The sequence below is a fragment of the Haladaptatus cibarius D43 genome, assembly GCF_000710615.1.
Classification (GTDB): domain Archaea; phylum Halobacteriota; class Halobacteria; order Halobacteriales; family Haladaptataceae; genus Haladaptatus; species Haladaptatus cibarius.
On record NZ_JDTH01000001.1, the window covers coordinates 130,916 to 145,352 of the forward strand.

A 14,437-nucleotide genomic window follows, 5' to 3' on the forward strand; every position below is an offset into this window, starting at 1 on the left:
CAGTACGAATTTCATCCATCCCGATGTACGCCCGATACCATGCCTGAAGACGACCACGACCCGGGTGATGTACAGGACAGCGCCCGTGAGCGACAGCACGAACGCGCCGAAACCGTCGAGGATATGCTCGGTGAAGCGGGCCGGATGCTGGGCGAGCACAAGTATCCGACGACGAGCGAAGAGTTGGCGGCGGAGTACGGCGACCAGCAACTCGATTTGCCGAACGAAACGGAAACGCTGGGAAGCGTCTTCGACCGACTCGTGGACGAACGCTTCGAATCCGCGGAAGAGGCGCGGGAAGCGGTGTACAACGAAGTCACTGGCGAGGCTGGCGGAATGACGGAGTACAACGACGAACGGGCGTTAGGAGAAATCGAGGACGTGGAATCGGACGACGAATCGAACACGAACTGGCAGTAATCTCCAGTTGAAACGAAGGGGTTTCGGTCGCTACTTTTGGTTCAATACTGTTCAAAATCGAATGAAAGGATAGTCCCACACGGACTCGAACCGCGGTCGAAGCCCCCAGAAGGCTTCAGGATTGGCCACTACCCCATGGGACTTGGCTTACTGCAGAATACCGTACTGGCCGCTTGCTTGTAAGCGTTGCGCGTTCGGATTCCGTATGTTACGAACACTCACTCCGTAACCATGCACAAACCACTACCTATTTCCACAATCATTGCTCACACTCGTGTATGTACGTCGGACGCTTCATCGTGATTGGCCCCGAAATTGGCGCATACCGAGTTTCCTCGCGGTCGTTCCCGAATCGAAAGGCGGTTGCGCGCGACGACGCCGTGACTGTCGCGCCGACCGAGGACGCGTCGGAGACGGACAACCCCTACATCTCCTACAACTGCGTGCGAACCGTCGGCGACACCGCGGTCATCGGAAACGGGTCGCAGGTAGACCCAATCGCGGAAAAACTCGAACTCGGTTACCCCGCGCGGGATGCACTCGCCGAAACCCTGCTCGCGCTTGACTACGAGAAGGACGACTACGACACGCCGCGAATCGCGGGCACGATTGGCGAAGAGTCGTACATCGGCATCGTTCGCCGAGATGCCCTGCTGGTCGAGCAAGTAACGGAACCGACGCTGGTTGCGACCTACGAAAAGGACACGCCCGAGTCCTTTTCGTTCAGGGTGGAGAACGCCGAGCAGGCGGCGGATGCGGCTTACGACCTTGATTTCGAACATCCGGTTTGTGCGGTCGGCGTGACGCGAAACGACGCGGAAACGGACGGTGCGAAAACGGATGATACGGACAGCGATGTGTTCTCCTTCGCAATCGAGAACGGGAATTAAGTCCTCTGCGAACGTATTGTTTTGCATGAAAGTTGGCGTCATTTCGGACGTTCACGCGAATCGAGTCGCACTCGACGCCGTGCTGGACGACATGCCAGCGGTCGATGCCCTGCTCTGTGCGGGCGACGTGGTCGGCTACAACCCGTGGCCCGCCGAGTGCGTCGATACTCTCCGTGACCGAGTAACGGCCAGCGTGATGGGTAACCACGACCGCGCGGTCGTTTCGGGGACGGCGTTCAAATTCAACAGCATGGCCAGTGCGGGCGTCGAGTATGCCCGCGACGAACTGAACGACCTCCAGCGCGAGTGGTTGGCGAACCGCCCCACCAGCACAACCGCTTGCGATGGTCGAGTGCGAATCATCCACGGGCATCCGGACGACCCCGACCACTACACCCATCCGGACGAATTTTCTTCGGACTTGCTGGATGATAAGGACGTTCTCGTGATGGGTCACACCCACGTCCAGCACCACGAGGTGTACGACGAAGGAATCGTGATGAATCCGGGCAGTGTTGGTCAGCCTCGGGACAGGGATTCGCGGGCAGCGTATGCGATTTTGGATTTGGCGGAGATGACAGTAGAAGAGCGACGTGTCGAATATGATATTGAGGCGGTACAGGAGGCGGTTCGAGAGGCCGGATTGCCTGATAAGATTGGTTCTCGATTAGAAAAGGGCCGGTAGAAAAACGTAGCTAATTGCAGTCGTCGTGGCGCTAGCTGTTGCCGACTCCAAATAAACCGTTACCGCACCGCGACAGCCACACTCTCCCCAGCCGATTGCGCTTCTCACTCCGGAAGAACAAGCTCTTCCGTGCTCTCGTTCACTCCTTCGTCGTTCACGAGAACTTCGTTCCGATGCTCATCTCTCGTGCGCTGGCACAGGACTGAGGACTTCACGTCCGAAGACCTGTGCCAGCGCACGCCAAATGGTACAATTAGATTTCTGAATTGACGCAAACCACATGGCGCGTGCGTTGGCAAGCCCGAGGAGTCGTCGTCCGAGGGCTTGCTGATTATCGCGCGAGGTCTTCGTGAGCGACGAGCGAGCGAACGGCTCGTCAGAGCGTACTCTGACGGTGGGTGAGTACCGCAGGGAGCGGAGCGACCGAGGAACGCAGTCGGTTGGAGAGGGAGTGGCCTGCGGCGGTTTCATTGGAGTCGGTAATTGGCTGCAGTACCGAGAACACACGAGGCGGGCCGAAATATCTCCGAATGCCATTGCAGTTCTAGTTTCCAAAAAGAAAAAGCTCGAATCCAAAACCGTTGTTTACGCGATTTTGTCGTACTGCTCCGCCAACTTATCAGCCGCTTCGCCGAGTTGTTCGCGCTCGAACTCGGTGAGGTCCCATTCGACGACTTCCTCGACGCCGTCGTTGCCGAGTTTGACGGGGACGCCGAGCGCCACGTCGTCGTGGCCGTATTCCCCGTCGAGCTTGACGGATGCGGGGAGGACTTCGCCCGTGTCGCGCAGGACTGCTTCGACCATGTGGCCGACGCCCGTCGCTGGCCCCCACTGGGTCGCGCCTTTCTTCTCGATAACGTTCATCGCGCTTTGTTTGAGTTCGCCGAGGATTTCTTCTTTCTCGTCGTCGGAAAACTCGGGGTCTGCGCCGTTGATGCGAACCTTGGAGAACGCGGGAACTTGTGCGTCGCCGTGTTCGCCGAGGATGGTCGCTTCTACGTTCTGCACAGGCGCGTCGAATCGCTGGCTCATGACGTAGCGGAATCGGGCGCTGTCGAGGCGGCCACCGAAGCCGATGACTTTGTCGCGTGCGCGGTCGCCAACCTCGTAGAGGTGGCGGTTGAGCAGGTCAACTGGGTTCGAAGTCGTGATGGTCACGAAGTCGTCGTTGTGCTCTGCGAGCGAGGAACCGATGTCCTCCATGATTGGTGCGTTGTCGCCCGCGAGGTCGATACGGGTCTGGCCCGGCTGTCGTGGGATACCTGCCGTGATGACGACCACGTCGGAACCCGCGGTGTCCTCGTAGGTACCCTGTCGGACGACCGTGTTGGAGTCGTAGGCGGCCCCGTGGTTCACGTCCGCGGCCTGTCCGATGGTTTTGTCTTCCATGTCCGGAATGTCCACGAAGACGAGTTCGTCCGCGATGCCACGTAGCGCGATGTTGTAGCCTGCGGCGGCCCCGACCGTGCCTGCCGCGCCGACTACGCTAACTTTCGCCATATCACGTAGAAGACGCCCTGCGATTTGGTTAAATCCTCCGGAAAAACGGCGGCGGGGAGCGGCAATTTCCGCCGAAAGAACGGAATCGAAACCCAGTTTACCGTAATCTTCCACCCGAAACGAAGGGGTTTCGAGGAAGTGAACGGGTTAAGGCGAAACGCCAACCGTGAGAAGCGTCCCGAACTCACGGTAGCGTTCGACCATGTCTTCCCGGGTTTCCCAACTGTCGGTCGGAAATTCGGATGTATTCGGAATTTCCGTCTCTCTGTCCGGAATGTTGTCCTGTTCCGCCACGTACAGGCCAGCATCGCGGAAGGATTCACGGTACTCCTCGCCGCTCCAGCGCGTCATTTTGACAGAAATGGAATCTTGCCAGTCGTGTGAATGGACGTTTTCCTCGTAGTAGTTCACCGCACAGAAGAAGGTTCCACCGGGTTGGAGAATGCGTCGAATTTCCCGAAGTGTCTCGTGCGGGTCGTTCGCGTAGTAGAACGCTTCCATCGTAACGATGTGGTCGATGCTGTCGTCCTCGAATGGAAGGTGGTCGAAGTCACCGACGAGGTAGGAAACGTCCGAATCGTCGGTGTAGCCCTGCGCGTTGCGGGCCATCTCGGGCGAGCCATCGAGTCCGTAGACGCGCCCCGCGTTCTTCGTGTCGCGGAGCGCGCGTCCCGCATAGCCGCTTCCGCATCCCAAATCGAGAACCGTGTCGCCCGCCTCCACCGGCATTCTGGCGAGGACGTACTTCGCCGTGTGCCAGTGACGCTTTTCCATTCCTTTGTCCCTTCCGTCTGCCGCCCACGTATCGAACTCCTCGCGCACGCTCATGGCCAGTGGAACGAACGCCGGGAACAAAATGAGTTCGAAAGCGTTCGAAACGTTAGTTCGTTTCCTGAACTGCGCGACGGAACCCGAAACCGCGAGGGCTTTACATTCTCCCGGTTCATCACTCCGGCTATGGTCGGTTCAAAAAAGCGATTCGCCCTTGCTGACACGGCCCAACAGGTCGTCGGCGGATTCCTCCTCGCCGGGCCATTCGTCGTCACCGAGGAGGTGTGGCGACTGGCGGAGAATATGTCGATATTCCACGGCATCGTCACCGTCTGTATCGTCTTCGCTATCGGCTACGGTGCGTTGTACAAGGCAGACCACGACCGAAACCCAGACCGGGAAGCGGAGGTTGCTGGCGTCCCTGCTCGATTTATCTCGCTAATGATTGTCGCGTTTGGCTCGGTTGCCATCCTCGCTATCGTCTTCGCGGCACCGGAAACCTTCTATCAAGACGGCCTCCTCGATGGGGCCGCCTCCCGAGGCGTGTTGGCGAACACGCTGAAAGCTATCAGCGTCGGCGCAATCTTCAGCGTCGTCGGGGCGGCCACCGCCGACAGCGTCTTCTGACCGAGATTCCCGTATATTTTAAGTCGATGCCACGGGTTACCGGACGATATGGATTACCAACTCGCTATCGAGAACACACCGGACACCGTACCGGGCGGCACCGGAATCCTTCTCCTGCACCCGAGCACCGGTGAAACCGACCGAATCGACACCGATTTTCTGAAAACTGATACTGACCGATTTCTGGTTATTTCGACCCGCACAACCGCCCGCGAGGTGAAACAGAAACTCGACCATTACGACGTAGACGAGAGCAAAGCCGACATTCTCGACACGCTATCCATCGAACGTGGCTACTCTCGCCGGAGTACAAACGACGTTCATTACGTCTCCGCGCCCGACAATCTCGAAGGCATCCTTTCGGTGACCGAGAAGTTCCTTGCGGAAACCGACGGCAAACGACGAATCAGCTTCGACTCCATCACGGAAATGGCGTACTACGCCGACGAACAGCGCGTCTACGAGACGGTTTCACAGGTTCTTTCCCTCCTCTCCGAACACGACGCAGTCGGCCTGTTCCACCTCTCGAAGGGTGTCCACGACGAGGTTCAAATCGAGCGATTCCTCGGCTTGTTCGAGGCCGTCGTCGATCTAGACCGGGACGGAAACGTCGATAGCGACTTCCCGGAAGCGGAATAGTTGCCAGCGTTCGTTCGCCCGAAATTCGCCGTCTGGACTGGCGAGTATTTTCCACCGTGCGATTTTCAGACCGAAAAGCTGTATGAGAGTCAATACTTTTGCTCATTGACCTCGTACTACTGTTGATGGGGAAATCGAGCGACTACCGGGTTGCAGTTGCGATTGCTGACCCGGCCCATGCTCCGCAGTTGACCCGAACTGCGGTTGACATCGCCCGCGAGCGAGACGGAGACGTGCTCGTGTTGAGCGTTCTCGTAACGGAACGAGAATCTCCGTTTTCATTGTTCACCGACGACGTAATCATCCGCGAGTTCGGCGGGGAGCAGCAGGAAATTCTCGACCAAGTGGTCGAAACCGCGAAGGGAACGGTTCCCGTCCGCGGGCAACTGCTCGTTTCGTACGACATCGTCCGCGCACTCACGGACGCCGTCGTCGAGTTCGACTGCGATACGCTCATCATCGGGTGGCACGAACGCGAACGACCGAGTGAAATCGTTCTGGGAAGTAACGCCGACCGAATTGTCGCCCGCGCTCCCTGCGATGTTCTCGTGGAAAAAATCGGCCCGGCAGACGGCGTGGATTCGATTCTCGTTCCCGTCGCGGAAGGCCCGCATGCGAAACTCGCAGCGGACGTCGCCCGCGCAATCGCGTTGACGAATGACGCTCGCGTGCATCTCCTTCGAGTCGTTCACGACGGAAACATCGAAGCTGAAGGACTGATTCCGGAGATGGCAGACCGAATCGAACCCGTACAGGTTTGGACGGAGGTACGAACTGGAAACGTCACCGAAACTGTCGTGGACGAAGCGTCGGAACACGATATTACCGTTCTCGGTTCGACCAGACGCGGAATGCTTCGCCGACAACTCGTCGGAACCGTTCCGCAGGCGGTCGGTCGGCGGTCGGAGACAACCGTCATCATCGCTCGTCGTCCCGTTGGCATCCGCCCGCGACTGAACCGACTGATTCGGGAAACGCTGTGACGACCGGAACGATAGCCGTCGTTTTGGTGGCGATGCTGGCCAGTTTCTTCATGGCGTGGTCGCTTGGTGCATCGAGCAACTCGCCGCCGTTCGCTCCTGCCGTCGGCGCGAACGCGATTCCGACGATGCGTGCAGCATTTTTTATCGGCGTGTTCGCGGCACTCGGCGCAATCGCACAGGGTGGGAGCATCTCTGAAACCGTCGGCACCGGATTAATCGACGGCGTTTCGATTTCACCGCTCGGGGCCGCCGCCGGACTGTTCACTGCCGCACTATTCATCGCTATTGGCGTTTCGACGGGGTATCCGATTCCGGCGGCGTTCGCAACCACCGGCGCGATGGTGGGCGTCGGATTGGCGCTCGGCGGCAATCCGGCGTGGGACACCTATCAACGAATCGGGACTTTCTGGGTGTCCGTCCCGTTCGTTTCGGCGACCATCGCGTATATCACTGCTTCGCTCCTGCGAAACGATTCGATTCCCGAAACGGTTGGTGTTCCCCTCCTCGGCGGCTTCGTCGGGTTCGTGTTGGCGAACGTTGACCTTGCGATTTTTCCCGGTTCGCCCGGCCAGCGAACCCTCGCCCGCCTCGCCTCGGCGCAAGTCGGAACGACGCCGACACTCTTCGGCGCCATCGACGTAACGATGATTCTGACGAGTTTTGTCGTCGGTGCGGTGGTTTTCGCCGTTTTGCGGCGTTCGATGGAACGTTCCGTAGAAGGTGGAATCAGACAGTTTCTCGTCGGACTCGGTGCCGTCGTCGCGTTCTCCAGCGGTGGCAGTCAGGTCGGATTGGCCACCGGGCCGCTCGAACCCCTTTTCACCACGTTCGCTGTCCCCAGCATCACCCTTCTCGTTCTCGGCGCTGTCGGCATCCTGCTCGGTGCATGGATGGGGTCGCCACGACTGCTTCAAGCGGTTTCCCGCGAATATTCGAAACTCGGCGTTCGCCGTTCTATTGCCGCGCTAGTGCCCGGATTCCTCATCGCACAGGCGGCTATCGCGTTAGGAATCCCCATTTCGTTCAACAACATCATCATCTCCAGCGTCATCGGAAGCGGCCTCGTCGCCGGATCTGGCGGTGTCTCCGGCCGGAAAATAGCGTTCACGCTCAGCGCGTGGGTCGTTTCGCTCGTCGGTGCGTTACTGCTCGGATACGGCATTTACACCGTTCTCACGATGCTCACTGGAATCAGATAGCGTCGAAAATACGAATCAGATCGCGGCGATACCCAACGCCCCGAGCAGTCCCGAAAGTAAATCACCGTAACTGAACGCGACGACCAACCCGACGAACATCGGGACGATGAACGGAATGCCGGGCGACACCCACACGTCGTTTTCGCTGACCAGCACCTCCAACCCTTCGCGCAGTTGCGTCGGCGTCGTGCCATACGCACCGTGGTCGATGTCCTCCAAGAACTGGGCCGCACCCCACGGGTCTTCATAGCCCGATTCGCCCGATTTCTGTGACTTCTCCACGACCTTGCCGCCATCAGTCACGGTTTTGCTGCCACCGCTTCCGGCACCGACTGCGCCATCCGTCGGTGGATTCGGTTCCGCAGGCAGGGTTGCCGGGTCGCGCAGTTCGCTCGCGCGTTTGCGGAGGGCTGCCAGCGAAACCCCTCGCCAGCGTAGATACATCCGAATCGCGTCCAAATCCGCACCGTTTCGGCTGGTTCCCTCCGGTGTTTCGAGTAGTCTCCCGTGAGCTATTGGAATCTCGTTCCACGGGACGACGCGTCCGACGAACATCACCGAATCGAACCGACCGGCAACCAAATTTCGCACAAACAGTGCGAGCGGATAGAGCGCCGCGACCAGTACCGTGTTCGTCAGGATCGTCAAGGAAAACACGCCGAGGACGGTTCCCTGCACCGGGAATACTGCCTCTCCAACGTGGTAGAACGGATACGCCGGAAGCAGTGCGGCGACGACGAGAAACGCTTTCGCGTCCGCACCGCCGAACGCCCGAAACCACCAGAAGGCGAGAACCAGCGGTGCGACAAATCCGAGACTCACAGCGACGTAGAAAAAGTACCATTCGCTGGCGGCGACCTGTAGCCCCATCCACTCACGAGAGAAGGGTGGGCCGCTCCACGCTACCCAACTCTCGACAAGGAGGAGTACGACCGCGAGCGCGGCCAGCGGATACCACAGCGCGTTGGACACCCGGCGCGTCTGTACGTCGCGCCATGCGGCCCACGCGAAGACGGGCAGTACGAGCAGTCGTAGGAGATCAGGTATCGGAATATGCACCACGCGGAACCGCTCAGGGAGGGATGTTAGGTTTTGCGGTCTATGAAAAGTGAAAAATAAAAAACGCGCTAATTTTATCGCTAAGCAAATCATATTATAAATATGCGTCAGCAGGAAGCCGAACTCGTGAAAATACGCGCCGCCACATTCATTCCATCGGCGTGGATTCCAAACACGCGGAAAACGAAACACACCGCAGAGTTCCGCGGTGACGACCGCGAATTCACGCCACACGCGGTCAACACCGGGCGCTCTCGGGTCGAACAGGAAGCGGTCGTGGATTTCGAACGTAAAACGCTCACCGAGTACGGCGACACCGGAACCTCGGTCGAACGAAGGATTCGAGGAGATGGTACCGAGGATATTCGAACCGAAAAGGGATCGAGTGACGGAATTTTCTGCACTGACCCCGTGTGGCACGACGACCACGTCGAGTTTGAGATGCACGCCAGCGCGAGCAACCCGTTGGTTCCACATCCATCTCCCGTCGATTACGTCCTCGAACTGACGGTACGGCGCGACGGCGTCGAAGTTCGCGGGCAACACGACGGCTTCCCGTGTTTCGAATTTTACGTCCAAACCGATTCCGGGCCGTTCGAGACGCTGTACCGCCACGATTTCCGCGAAACCGGTGACAAATCGACTGCCTTGGCGGGGACGATGGAGTACGAGTTCGAGGCGCGCGTATAACCGACCTGCCCCTGTCCAAGGGACAATTTCACTCGGACGTATTTGTGGCTCGTTCCCGTACCATGCGTGAGGAACAGATATGACTACACGGGATTCAGCACTGGGTGAGCAAGGACACCCATCGAATGCGGAACAAGAGACGAGGGGGACGAGCGGCCCGCCAGCAATCGAAACAGACGGATTAGAACTGACCTATTCCGATGGCACGCAAGCTGTAAAGAACGTTTCACTGACGGTACCGAAAGGCGAGCTTTTTGGCTTTCTCGGGCCGAATGGGGCCGGAAAAACGACCGCAATCAAAGTGCTGGCGACCCTGCTCCGACCGACTGCTGGTGACGTGCGAGTGAACGGATTCGACGTACAGACTGAGGCACGGGGAGTGCGGGAATCAATCGGCTACATGGCCCAAGAGACGAGCGTTGATCTCGAACTGACGGCCCGAGAAAACATCCAATTCGCGTGTGAAGCATACGGTGTCCCTCGAAACGAGCGGTCGCGCCGAATCGACGAACTGCTCGACCTCGCGGATTTGGCGGACGTTGCCGACAAACGAGCCGAGGACTTTTCGGGCGGGATGAAAAAACGCCTCGACACGGCAACCGCCCTCGTGCATCGGCCACCGCTCGTCTTCTTAGACGAACCGACGACCGGCCTCGACCCGAAAGCGCGGTTGCGACTGTGGGACTATTTCAGGCGAATAAACGACGAGGGAACCACGATATTTCTCACGACGCAGTATTTGGAGGAAGCGGATCAACTCTGTGACCGAATCGGCGTCATTCTCGACGGCGAAATCGTCGCCATGGGGTCGCCCGAAGCACTGAAACGGCGCGTCGGCGGCGAAATTCTCGACCTCGAATTGGACGACGACGGCACCCGCGAACGTGCCATCGAAGTCGCCCGCGAATCGGGACTTTTCGGCTCGGACGCGACCATCGACCGCACCGATGACGGAATCAGCGTGACGGCGCAGTCGGCACGGACGAACGGCACCGACCTCCTCGTCGCGCTCCGCGATGCCGGACTGACTGTCACCGGGTTCAACGTCCGCGCACCGACGCTGGACGACGTGTTCCTTGCGATTACGGGCGAACATGTCGAGGAAGCACAGTCGATGGCTGATTCGGTACCGGGAGGCGACAAATGAGTTCTTCAACGGAAGAATCACCGTCTACGAACGAAACCGTCCGTCGGTCGAGCAACTCGTTTTTCGGCGACGTGTGGGTGAACTTCAAGCGCTGGAACCTCAAGGCGGTCAGAAATCCCTTTGTCCTCGTCGTCTCGCTCGTCCAACCGATTATCTTCCTTATTCTGTTCACGCAGGTGTTTGGGCAGGTCGCAACCGGCGCGGTCAACCGCGGCGGGTCAAGCATCTCTTACGAAACGTATCTCGTTCCTGCAATTTGCATTCAGGTGGCCCTCGCGGCGGCGGCAACCTCCGGCGTCGGATTGGTCAACGACATCGAGAACGGCATGTTCGAGAAGGTGCTGGTAACGCCGATGAATCGAACCGCCGTCTTCGTCGGGAAGACGGCTGCAGAGGTACTCCGCATTGCAGTGCAAATCGCCATTATCATCGGCCTCGGTGTCCTTCTCGGTGCCGATGTCGCAACCGGGTTCGTCGGCGCGGTCGGAATCGTCGTCGTCGGCGTTCTGTTCTCGCTCTGGTTTACCTCACTATCGAACACGCTCGCCGTGTTGACGAAAGACCAAGAATCGACCATCATCGGCGCGAATCTACTCCAGTTTCCCCTGCTGTTCGTTTCGACTGCGTTCTTGCCGCTGAACGTACTTCCCGACTGGATTCAGACGGTTGCGAAATACAACCCAATCACCTACGGCGTGGACGCCGCGAGAGCGATTATGCTCGATGCGGACGTGATGGAAGTCGTTCAGGTTACTCAGTTCGACGGTTTGTGGAATGCGGTTATTCCGGGGATTTTCGTCCTCGTCGCGCTAGATTTGGTGTTCGGTTCGATTGCGGTCTACATGCTTCGGCGGGCGTCGAGTTCGAACGTGAAGTAGCAATTTAACATGCCGCCGTGGTCGTCGTCGGTTGCTGTACTGTCGGTCGAGTTCGAACGTGAAGTAGCAATTTAACGTTCGTTGTTTCTCGTTTTCGCATAACAACGATAGACGCACACATCTCGGTTATGAGTCTCATCATTTTCGGCCTCGTTACGGTTCCACTCACAGCAATCGTCGGGTGCGCACTCGGCGTCGGGCGACGACACCTCGCCCATGACTGAATCGGTAGCGCACTCGCTGGAGAGGACAATCTCACAGTTTCGAAAACAAAGTTCGCTAACCGAGAGTTGTGGACACGGCGTGTCCACGAAACAATTTATATAACGCGGTTCTGCAGGTAGTCGAGGTGCTTTGCGTTGTAGACGATTTTGACCTCGTCCGTCGCCGCACTGCCGATGCAGGTCAGGCGAACGTTTTTGTCGTCAACTTCCTCGTCGCTGAGGATCTGTTGCATGTCCATGTCGATTTCGCCTTGCTTGACGATGGCGGCACAGTTCGCACAGGCACCTGCGCGGCACGAGAAGGGCCAGTCGTAGCCCTGCGCCTCTGCGGCTTCGAGGATGTATTCTCCCTCGTTGACATCGAGCGTGCCGTAATCCTCGGCGTCGAGGCCAGCGTCTGCGGCGGTGTTGAACAGGTCATCGTCGTCCAAGTCCCAGCCTTGGTCGTCCAGCACTTCGTAGTTAAGGTATTCTACGGTGGGCATCACCCGAGGATTCGTCGGGGGGATGGTTAGTAGTTGTTGTTTCGATTGCCCCCGTTATGAACAAGGAACGACTCACGCGGAGAGCGGAACGAACGTAAACAGGAGGTAGGACGCGATTGCGGAAATCGACGGGGTGAGAATCCACAGTCCAACGACGCGAGCAGTCGTAGACGGGTCAAACAGGTCGCTGGCGTCGAGAGTATCTGGGTCTTCTTCCCCGATTTTGGTCACCTCTTTCTGCTCGGCGGTCAGCGCGTTGACCGACATACCGGGGCCTTTCTCTTCATCTTCTCCGCGTCCGCGGACAGCGACGGCGGCGGCGTCGGAAATTCGGACGGTTCGAGTCGCCCGACCCCACCCGAGTCCGACGATGCACATGGTCGCGCTCACCGCGAGACTGGCTGGAATCCCGATGAGCGAGAGGAACGTGATGAGGCTCGCGCTGACGACTTCCACGATGAGCGCCGCGAGGAGAGGAAGGTCGGTCAAGTCGTTCCCGACCGTATCGAGGGTTCGGCGTGCAATAGTGAACGCACCCAGACCGATTGCGCCCGCGGCGAGTAGAACACCTTCGCTCTCCCCAATCGCGCCGCTCCCGACGAGCGGCGCGACGGCGTTGGCGACGTTGGATGCGCCAGCAGAGAACGCCATGTAACAGCCGATTCCGACCACGAGAACAGTCACGAACAGTTCCTTTCTCGTCGCGTTTGCCGAGACGGTCGGATACGGAATCGACGCAACGCGGTTGAATTCGAACAGCGGCCCTTCGGATTGTTCGAGTCTGAACCACACGTCCAGATACGGGTAGAGGTATCGCCCGATGACGGCACAGAGCCAGAACGCGAGGACGGGAGCGATGAGCCACCACGAAACGATTTCGAACATCACCTCTTCGTTTAACGTTCCGGTTGCGACCCCCAATCCGGCAATCGCGCCGACTGCGGTCATCGAGGTGGACGCGGGCACGCCGAACAGGTTGGAAATGAGGAGGGCCATCCCGACGAAAAAGAGGACGCCCACGCTCATCCCGAGGGTAAACTGCATACTGACGATTTCCCCACCCATCGTTTCGATGACGTTTCGCCCGACCGTCCATCCGCCGAGGAGGGCGAACCCGGACATCAACCCGGCAGCGCCGAGTTTCGTGACGGTTTGGCTCCCGACCGCGGGGCCGAACGCAACGCCAGTCGAGGAGCCACCGATGTTAAATCCGACAAATACCGCGACGGCGAGACCGACGACAAGCAAGAGTTCGACCATACTCCTACATTCTCCTGTACCTCTTAAACGGTACCGACTCGTTGGGTTTAGACCACTCCCCGCCTAACGATTGGGTATGTTTCCGACATTCGCGGTCGTTCCCGCGGTCGATATGCAAAACGGCGAAGTCGTCCAACTCGTGCAGGGCGAGAAAGGCACGGAGACGACCTACGGCGACCCGGTGGAAGCCGCAGAACAGTGGATAGCACAAGGTGCCGAAACGCTCCACCTCGTCGATTTGGACGGCGCGTTCGACGGCGAGCGAAAAAACGCCGACGCTGTCGATGCAATCCTGAACGCCGCCGATGTTAACGTCCAACTCGGCGGCGGTATCCGAACTGCGGAGGATGCATTCTCCCTCCTTTCTCGCGGCGTTGACCGCGTTATTCTCGGCACCGCCGCAATCGAAAACCCGGACATCGTCGCCGAAATCAGCGAGGAGTATCCGGGGTCGGTGATGGTGAGTCTCGACGCCAAAGACGGCGAAGTTCTCGTCTCCGGATGGACAGAATCCACCGGCCTCGACCCGGCTGAGGCCGCACGAAAATACGAGGAACTCGGCGCTGGTGCGATTCTGTTCACCGACGTAGACGTAGAAGGGCAAATGGACGGCGTTCAAACCGACCCCGTCCGGCGAGTCGCCGAAGCAGTCGAAATCCCCGTCGTGGCGAGCGGCGGCGTCACCACGGTCGAAGACGTAGTGACGCTCCGCGAGACGGGTGCCGCCGCAGTCGTCGTCGGAAGTGCGCTCTATCAGGGGGCGTTCACGCTGGCGGACGCGAGGGATGCGCTGGACTAACGGGTCTTGTTCGCTATTCGGTGCAGTATGTCGGTTTCTTCCCCAAGTCGTGGTTCGATTAGTAGAAAGCCACCGGCAGCGGCCATCGGCGCACCGAGCATCAGCCCAAGAACTGTTCCGCTCAGGAGGATACCGATGGTAATCATCAGCCCGCTCAGTACGTCGCGTTTCATGCCTATCT

17 protein-coding genes and 1 tRNA gene are annotated in these 14,437 nt (G+C 58.8%); 11 read left to right on the forward strand and 7 right to left on the reverse strand.

The window, feature by feature from the left end; genetic code table 11:
• The first annotated feature begins 39 nt into the window (after positions 1-39).
• Positions 40-420 (forward strand): DUF5789 family protein, encoded by a 381-nt coding sequence (locus tag HL45_RS00675; RefSeq protein ID WP_049969199.1) that lies wholly within the window; start codon positions 40-42, stop codon positions 418-420.
• A gap of 70 nt (positions 421-490) precedes the next feature.
• On the opposite strand, the gene HL45_RS00680 is transcribed toward HL45_RS00675, so the two are convergent.
• Positions 491-563 (reverse strand) — tRNA-Gln (locus HL45_RS00680).
• Positions 564-698: 135 nt separating this feature from the next.
• On the opposite strand from HL45_RS00680, the gene HL45_RS00685 reads away from it, so the two are divergent.
• Positions 699-1,310, forward strand: coding sequence for an IMP cyclohydrolase (locus tag HL45_RS00685; protein WP_049969200.1), 612 nt, complete (start codon positions 699-701; stop codon positions 1,308-1,310).
• Positions 1,311-1,335: 25 nt separating this feature from the next.
• Entirely contained in the window at positions 1,336-1,995 is a 660-nt protein-coding gene (locus tag HL45_RS00690) for a metallophosphoesterase family protein (RefSeq protein WP_049969201.1), read from the forward strand.
• A 585-nt stretch (positions 1,996-2,580) separates the two neighbouring features.
• Here HL45_RS00690 and mdh read toward each other — a convergent pair.
• Positions 2,581-3,495 carry a malate dehydrogenase gene (gene mdh, locus HL45_RS00695; protein WP_049969202.1) on the reverse strand — a complete coding sequence of 305 codons (915 nt, stop codon included), beginning with the start codon at positions 3,493-3,495 and terminating at the stop codon, positions 2,581-2,583.
• Between the two features lie 147 nt (positions 3,496-3,642).
• A complete protein-coding gene (locus tag HL45_RS00700; protein ID WP_049969203.1) occupies positions 3,643-4,323 on the reverse strand; it encodes a class I SAM-dependent methyltransferase in 681 nt (226 codons plus the stop codon).
• A 129-nt stretch (positions 4,324-4,452) separates the two neighbouring features.
• On the opposite strand from HL45_RS00700, the gene HL45_RS00705 reads away from it, so the two are divergent.
• From HL45_RS00705 to HL45_RS00720, 4 genes are all read left to right on the forward strand, one after another.
• Entirely contained in the window at positions 4,453-4,893 is a 441-nt protein-coding gene (locus HL45_RS00705) for a DUF2391 family protein (RefSeq protein ID WP_049969204.1), read from the forward strand.
• A gap of 48 nt (positions 4,894-4,941) precedes the next feature.
• Positions 4,942-5,532 carry a DUF7090 family protein gene (locus HL45_RS00710; protein ID WP_049969205.1) on the forward strand — a complete coding sequence of 197 codons (591 nt, stop codon included), beginning with the start codon at positions 4,942-4,944 and terminating at the stop codon, positions 5,530-5,532.
• A gap of 125 nt (positions 5,533-5,657) precedes the next feature.
• Positions 5,658-6,515: a universal stress protein gene (locus HL45_RS00715; RefSeq protein ID WP_049969206.1), complete on the forward strand. Its 858-nt coding sequence runs from the start codon at positions 5,658-5,660 to the stop codon at positions 6,513-6,515.
• A gap of 32 nt (positions 6,516-6,547) precedes the next feature.
• Entirely contained in the window at positions 6,548-7,714 is a 1,167-nt protein-coding gene (locus tag HL45_RS00720) for an inorganic phosphate transporter (protein ID WP_049970031.1), read from the forward strand.
• A 15-nt stretch (positions 7,715-7,729) separates the two neighbouring features.
• On the opposite strand, the gene HL45_RS00725 is transcribed toward HL45_RS00720, so the two are convergent.
• Positions 7,730-8,773, reverse strand: a complete 1,044-nt coding sequence (locus HL45_RS00725) for an A24 family peptidase C-terminal domain-containing protein (protein ID WP_211250811.1) — start codon at positions 8,771-8,773, stop codon at positions 7,730-7,732.
• Positions 8,774-8,875: 102 nt separating this feature from the next.
• Between HL45_RS00725 and HL45_RS00730 the strand changes: the two genes are divergently transcribed.
• From HL45_RS00730 to HL45_RS00740, 3 genes are all read left to right on the forward strand, one after another.
• Positions 8,876-9,463, forward strand: a complete 588-nt coding sequence (locus HL45_RS00730) for a DUF3238 domain-containing protein (RefSeq protein WP_049969207.1) — start codon at positions 8,876-8,878, stop codon at positions 9,461-9,463.
• A 79-nt stretch (positions 9,464-9,542) separates the two neighbouring features.
• Positions 9,543-10,610, forward strand: a complete 1,068-nt coding sequence (locus HL45_RS00735) for an ABC transporter ATP-binding protein (protein ID WP_084156764.1) — start codon at positions 9,543-9,545, stop codon at positions 10,608-10,610.
• The gene (locus tag HL45_RS00740) at positions 10,607-11,488 is read left to right on the forward strand and encodes an ABC transporter permease (protein ID WP_049969208.1); all 882 of its coding nucleotides are present in this window, start codon (positions 10,607-10,609) and stop codon (positions 11,486-11,488) included. The genes HL45_RS00735 and HL45_RS00740 overlap by 4 nt, the downstream gene beginning before the upstream one ends.
• A 319-nt stretch (positions 11,489-11,807) precedes the next feature.
• On the opposite strand, the gene fer is transcribed toward HL45_RS00740, so the two are convergent.
• Positions 11,808-12,197, reverse strand: a complete 390-nt coding sequence (fer, locus tag HL45_RS00745) for a ferredoxin Fer (RefSeq protein ID WP_049969209.1) — start codon at positions 12,195-12,197, stop codon at positions 11,808-11,810.
• A 72-nt stretch (positions 12,198-12,269) separates the two neighbouring features.
• Positions 12,270-13,457 (reverse strand): inorganic phosphate transporter, encoded by a 1,188-nt coding sequence (locus tag HL45_RS00750; protein WP_049969210.1) that lies wholly within the window; start codon positions 13,455-13,457, stop codon positions 12,270-12,272.
• Positions 13,458-13,533: 76 nt separating this feature from the next.
• On the opposite strand from HL45_RS00750, the gene hisA reads away from it, so the two are divergent.
• Positions 13,534-14,256, forward strand: a complete 723-nt coding sequence (hisA, locus tag HL45_RS00755; protein ID WP_049969211.1) for a 1-(5-phosphoribosyl)-5-[(5-phosphoribosylamino)methylideneamino]imidazole-4-carboxamide isomerase — start codon at positions 13,534-13,536, stop codon at positions 14,254-14,256.
• Here the strand turns inward: hisA and HL45_RS21040 are convergent.
• A complete protein-coding gene (locus HL45_RS21040; protein ID WP_162833831.1) occupies positions 14,253-14,429 on the reverse strand; it encodes a hypothetical protein in 177 nt (58 codons plus the stop codon). The two genes, hisA and HL45_RS21040, sit on opposite strands and share 4 nt — an antisense overlap.
• Between the last annotated feature and the right edge of the window lie 8 nt (positions 14,430-14,437).

Excerpts from the sequence above, each read along its gene's own strand:
- HL45_RS00675 (WP_049969199.1), top strand. The coding sequence starts at position 40 with ATGCCTGAAGACGACCACGACCCGGGTGATGTACAGGACAGCGCCCGT.
- HL45_RS00685 (WP_049969200.1), top strand. The coding sequence starts at position 699 with ATGTACGTCGGACGCTTCATCGTGATTGGCCCCGAAATTGGCGCATAC.
- HL45_RS00690 (WP_049969201.1), top strand. The coding sequence starts at position 1,336 with ATGAAAGTTGGCGTCATTTCGGACGTTCACGCGAATCGAGTCGCACTC.
- mdh (WP_049969202.1), bottom strand. The coding sequence starts at position 3,495 with ATGGCGAAAGTTAGCGTAGTCGGCGCGGCAGGCACGGTCGGGGCCGCC.
- HL45_RS00700 (WP_049969203.1), bottom strand. The coding sequence starts at position 4,323 with ATGAGCGTGCGCGAGGAGTTCGATACGTGGGCGGCAGACGGAAGGGAC.
- HL45_RS00705 (WP_049969204.1), top strand. The coding sequence starts at position 4,453 with ATGGTCGGTTCAAAAAAGCGATTCGCCCTTGCTGACACGGCCCAACAG.
- HL45_RS00710 (WP_049969205.1), top strand. The coding sequence starts at position 4,942 with ATGGATTACCAACTCGCTATCGAGAACACACCGGACACCGTACCGGGC.
- HL45_RS00715 (WP_049969206.1), top strand. The coding sequence starts at position 5,658 with ATGGGGAAATCGAGCGACTACCGGGTTGCAGTTGCGATTGCTGACCCG.
- HL45_RS00720 (WP_049970031.1), top strand. The coding sequence starts at position 6,548 with ATGCTGGCCAGTTTCTTCATGGCGTGGTCGCTTGGTGCATCGAGCAAC.
- HL45_RS00730 (WP_049969207.1), top strand. The coding sequence starts at position 8,876 with ATGCGTCAGCAGGAAGCCGAACTCGTGAAAATACGCGCCGCCACATTC.
- HL45_RS00735 (WP_084156764.1), top strand. The coding sequence starts at position 9,543 with ATGACTACACGGGATTCAGCACTGGGTGAGCAAGGACACCCATCGAAT.
- HL45_RS00740 (WP_049969208.1), top strand. The coding sequence starts at position 10,607 with ATGAGTTCTTCAACGGAAGAATCACCGTCTACGAACGAAACCGTCCGT.
- fer (WP_049969209.1), bottom strand. The coding sequence starts at position 12,197 with ATGCCCACCGTAGAATACCTTAACTACGAAGTGCTGGACGACCAAGGC.
- HL45_RS00750 (WP_049969210.1), bottom strand. The coding sequence starts at position 13,457 with ATGGTCGAACTCTTGCTTGTCGTCGGTCTCGCCGTCGCGGTATTTGTC.
- hisA (WP_049969211.1), top strand. The coding sequence starts at position 13,534 with ATGTTTCCGACATTCGCGGTCGTTCCCGCGGTCGATATGCAAAACGGC.
- HL45_RS21040 (WP_162833831.1), bottom strand. The coding sequence starts at position 14,429 with ATGAAACGCGACGTACTGAGCGGGCTGATGATTACCATCGGTATCCTC.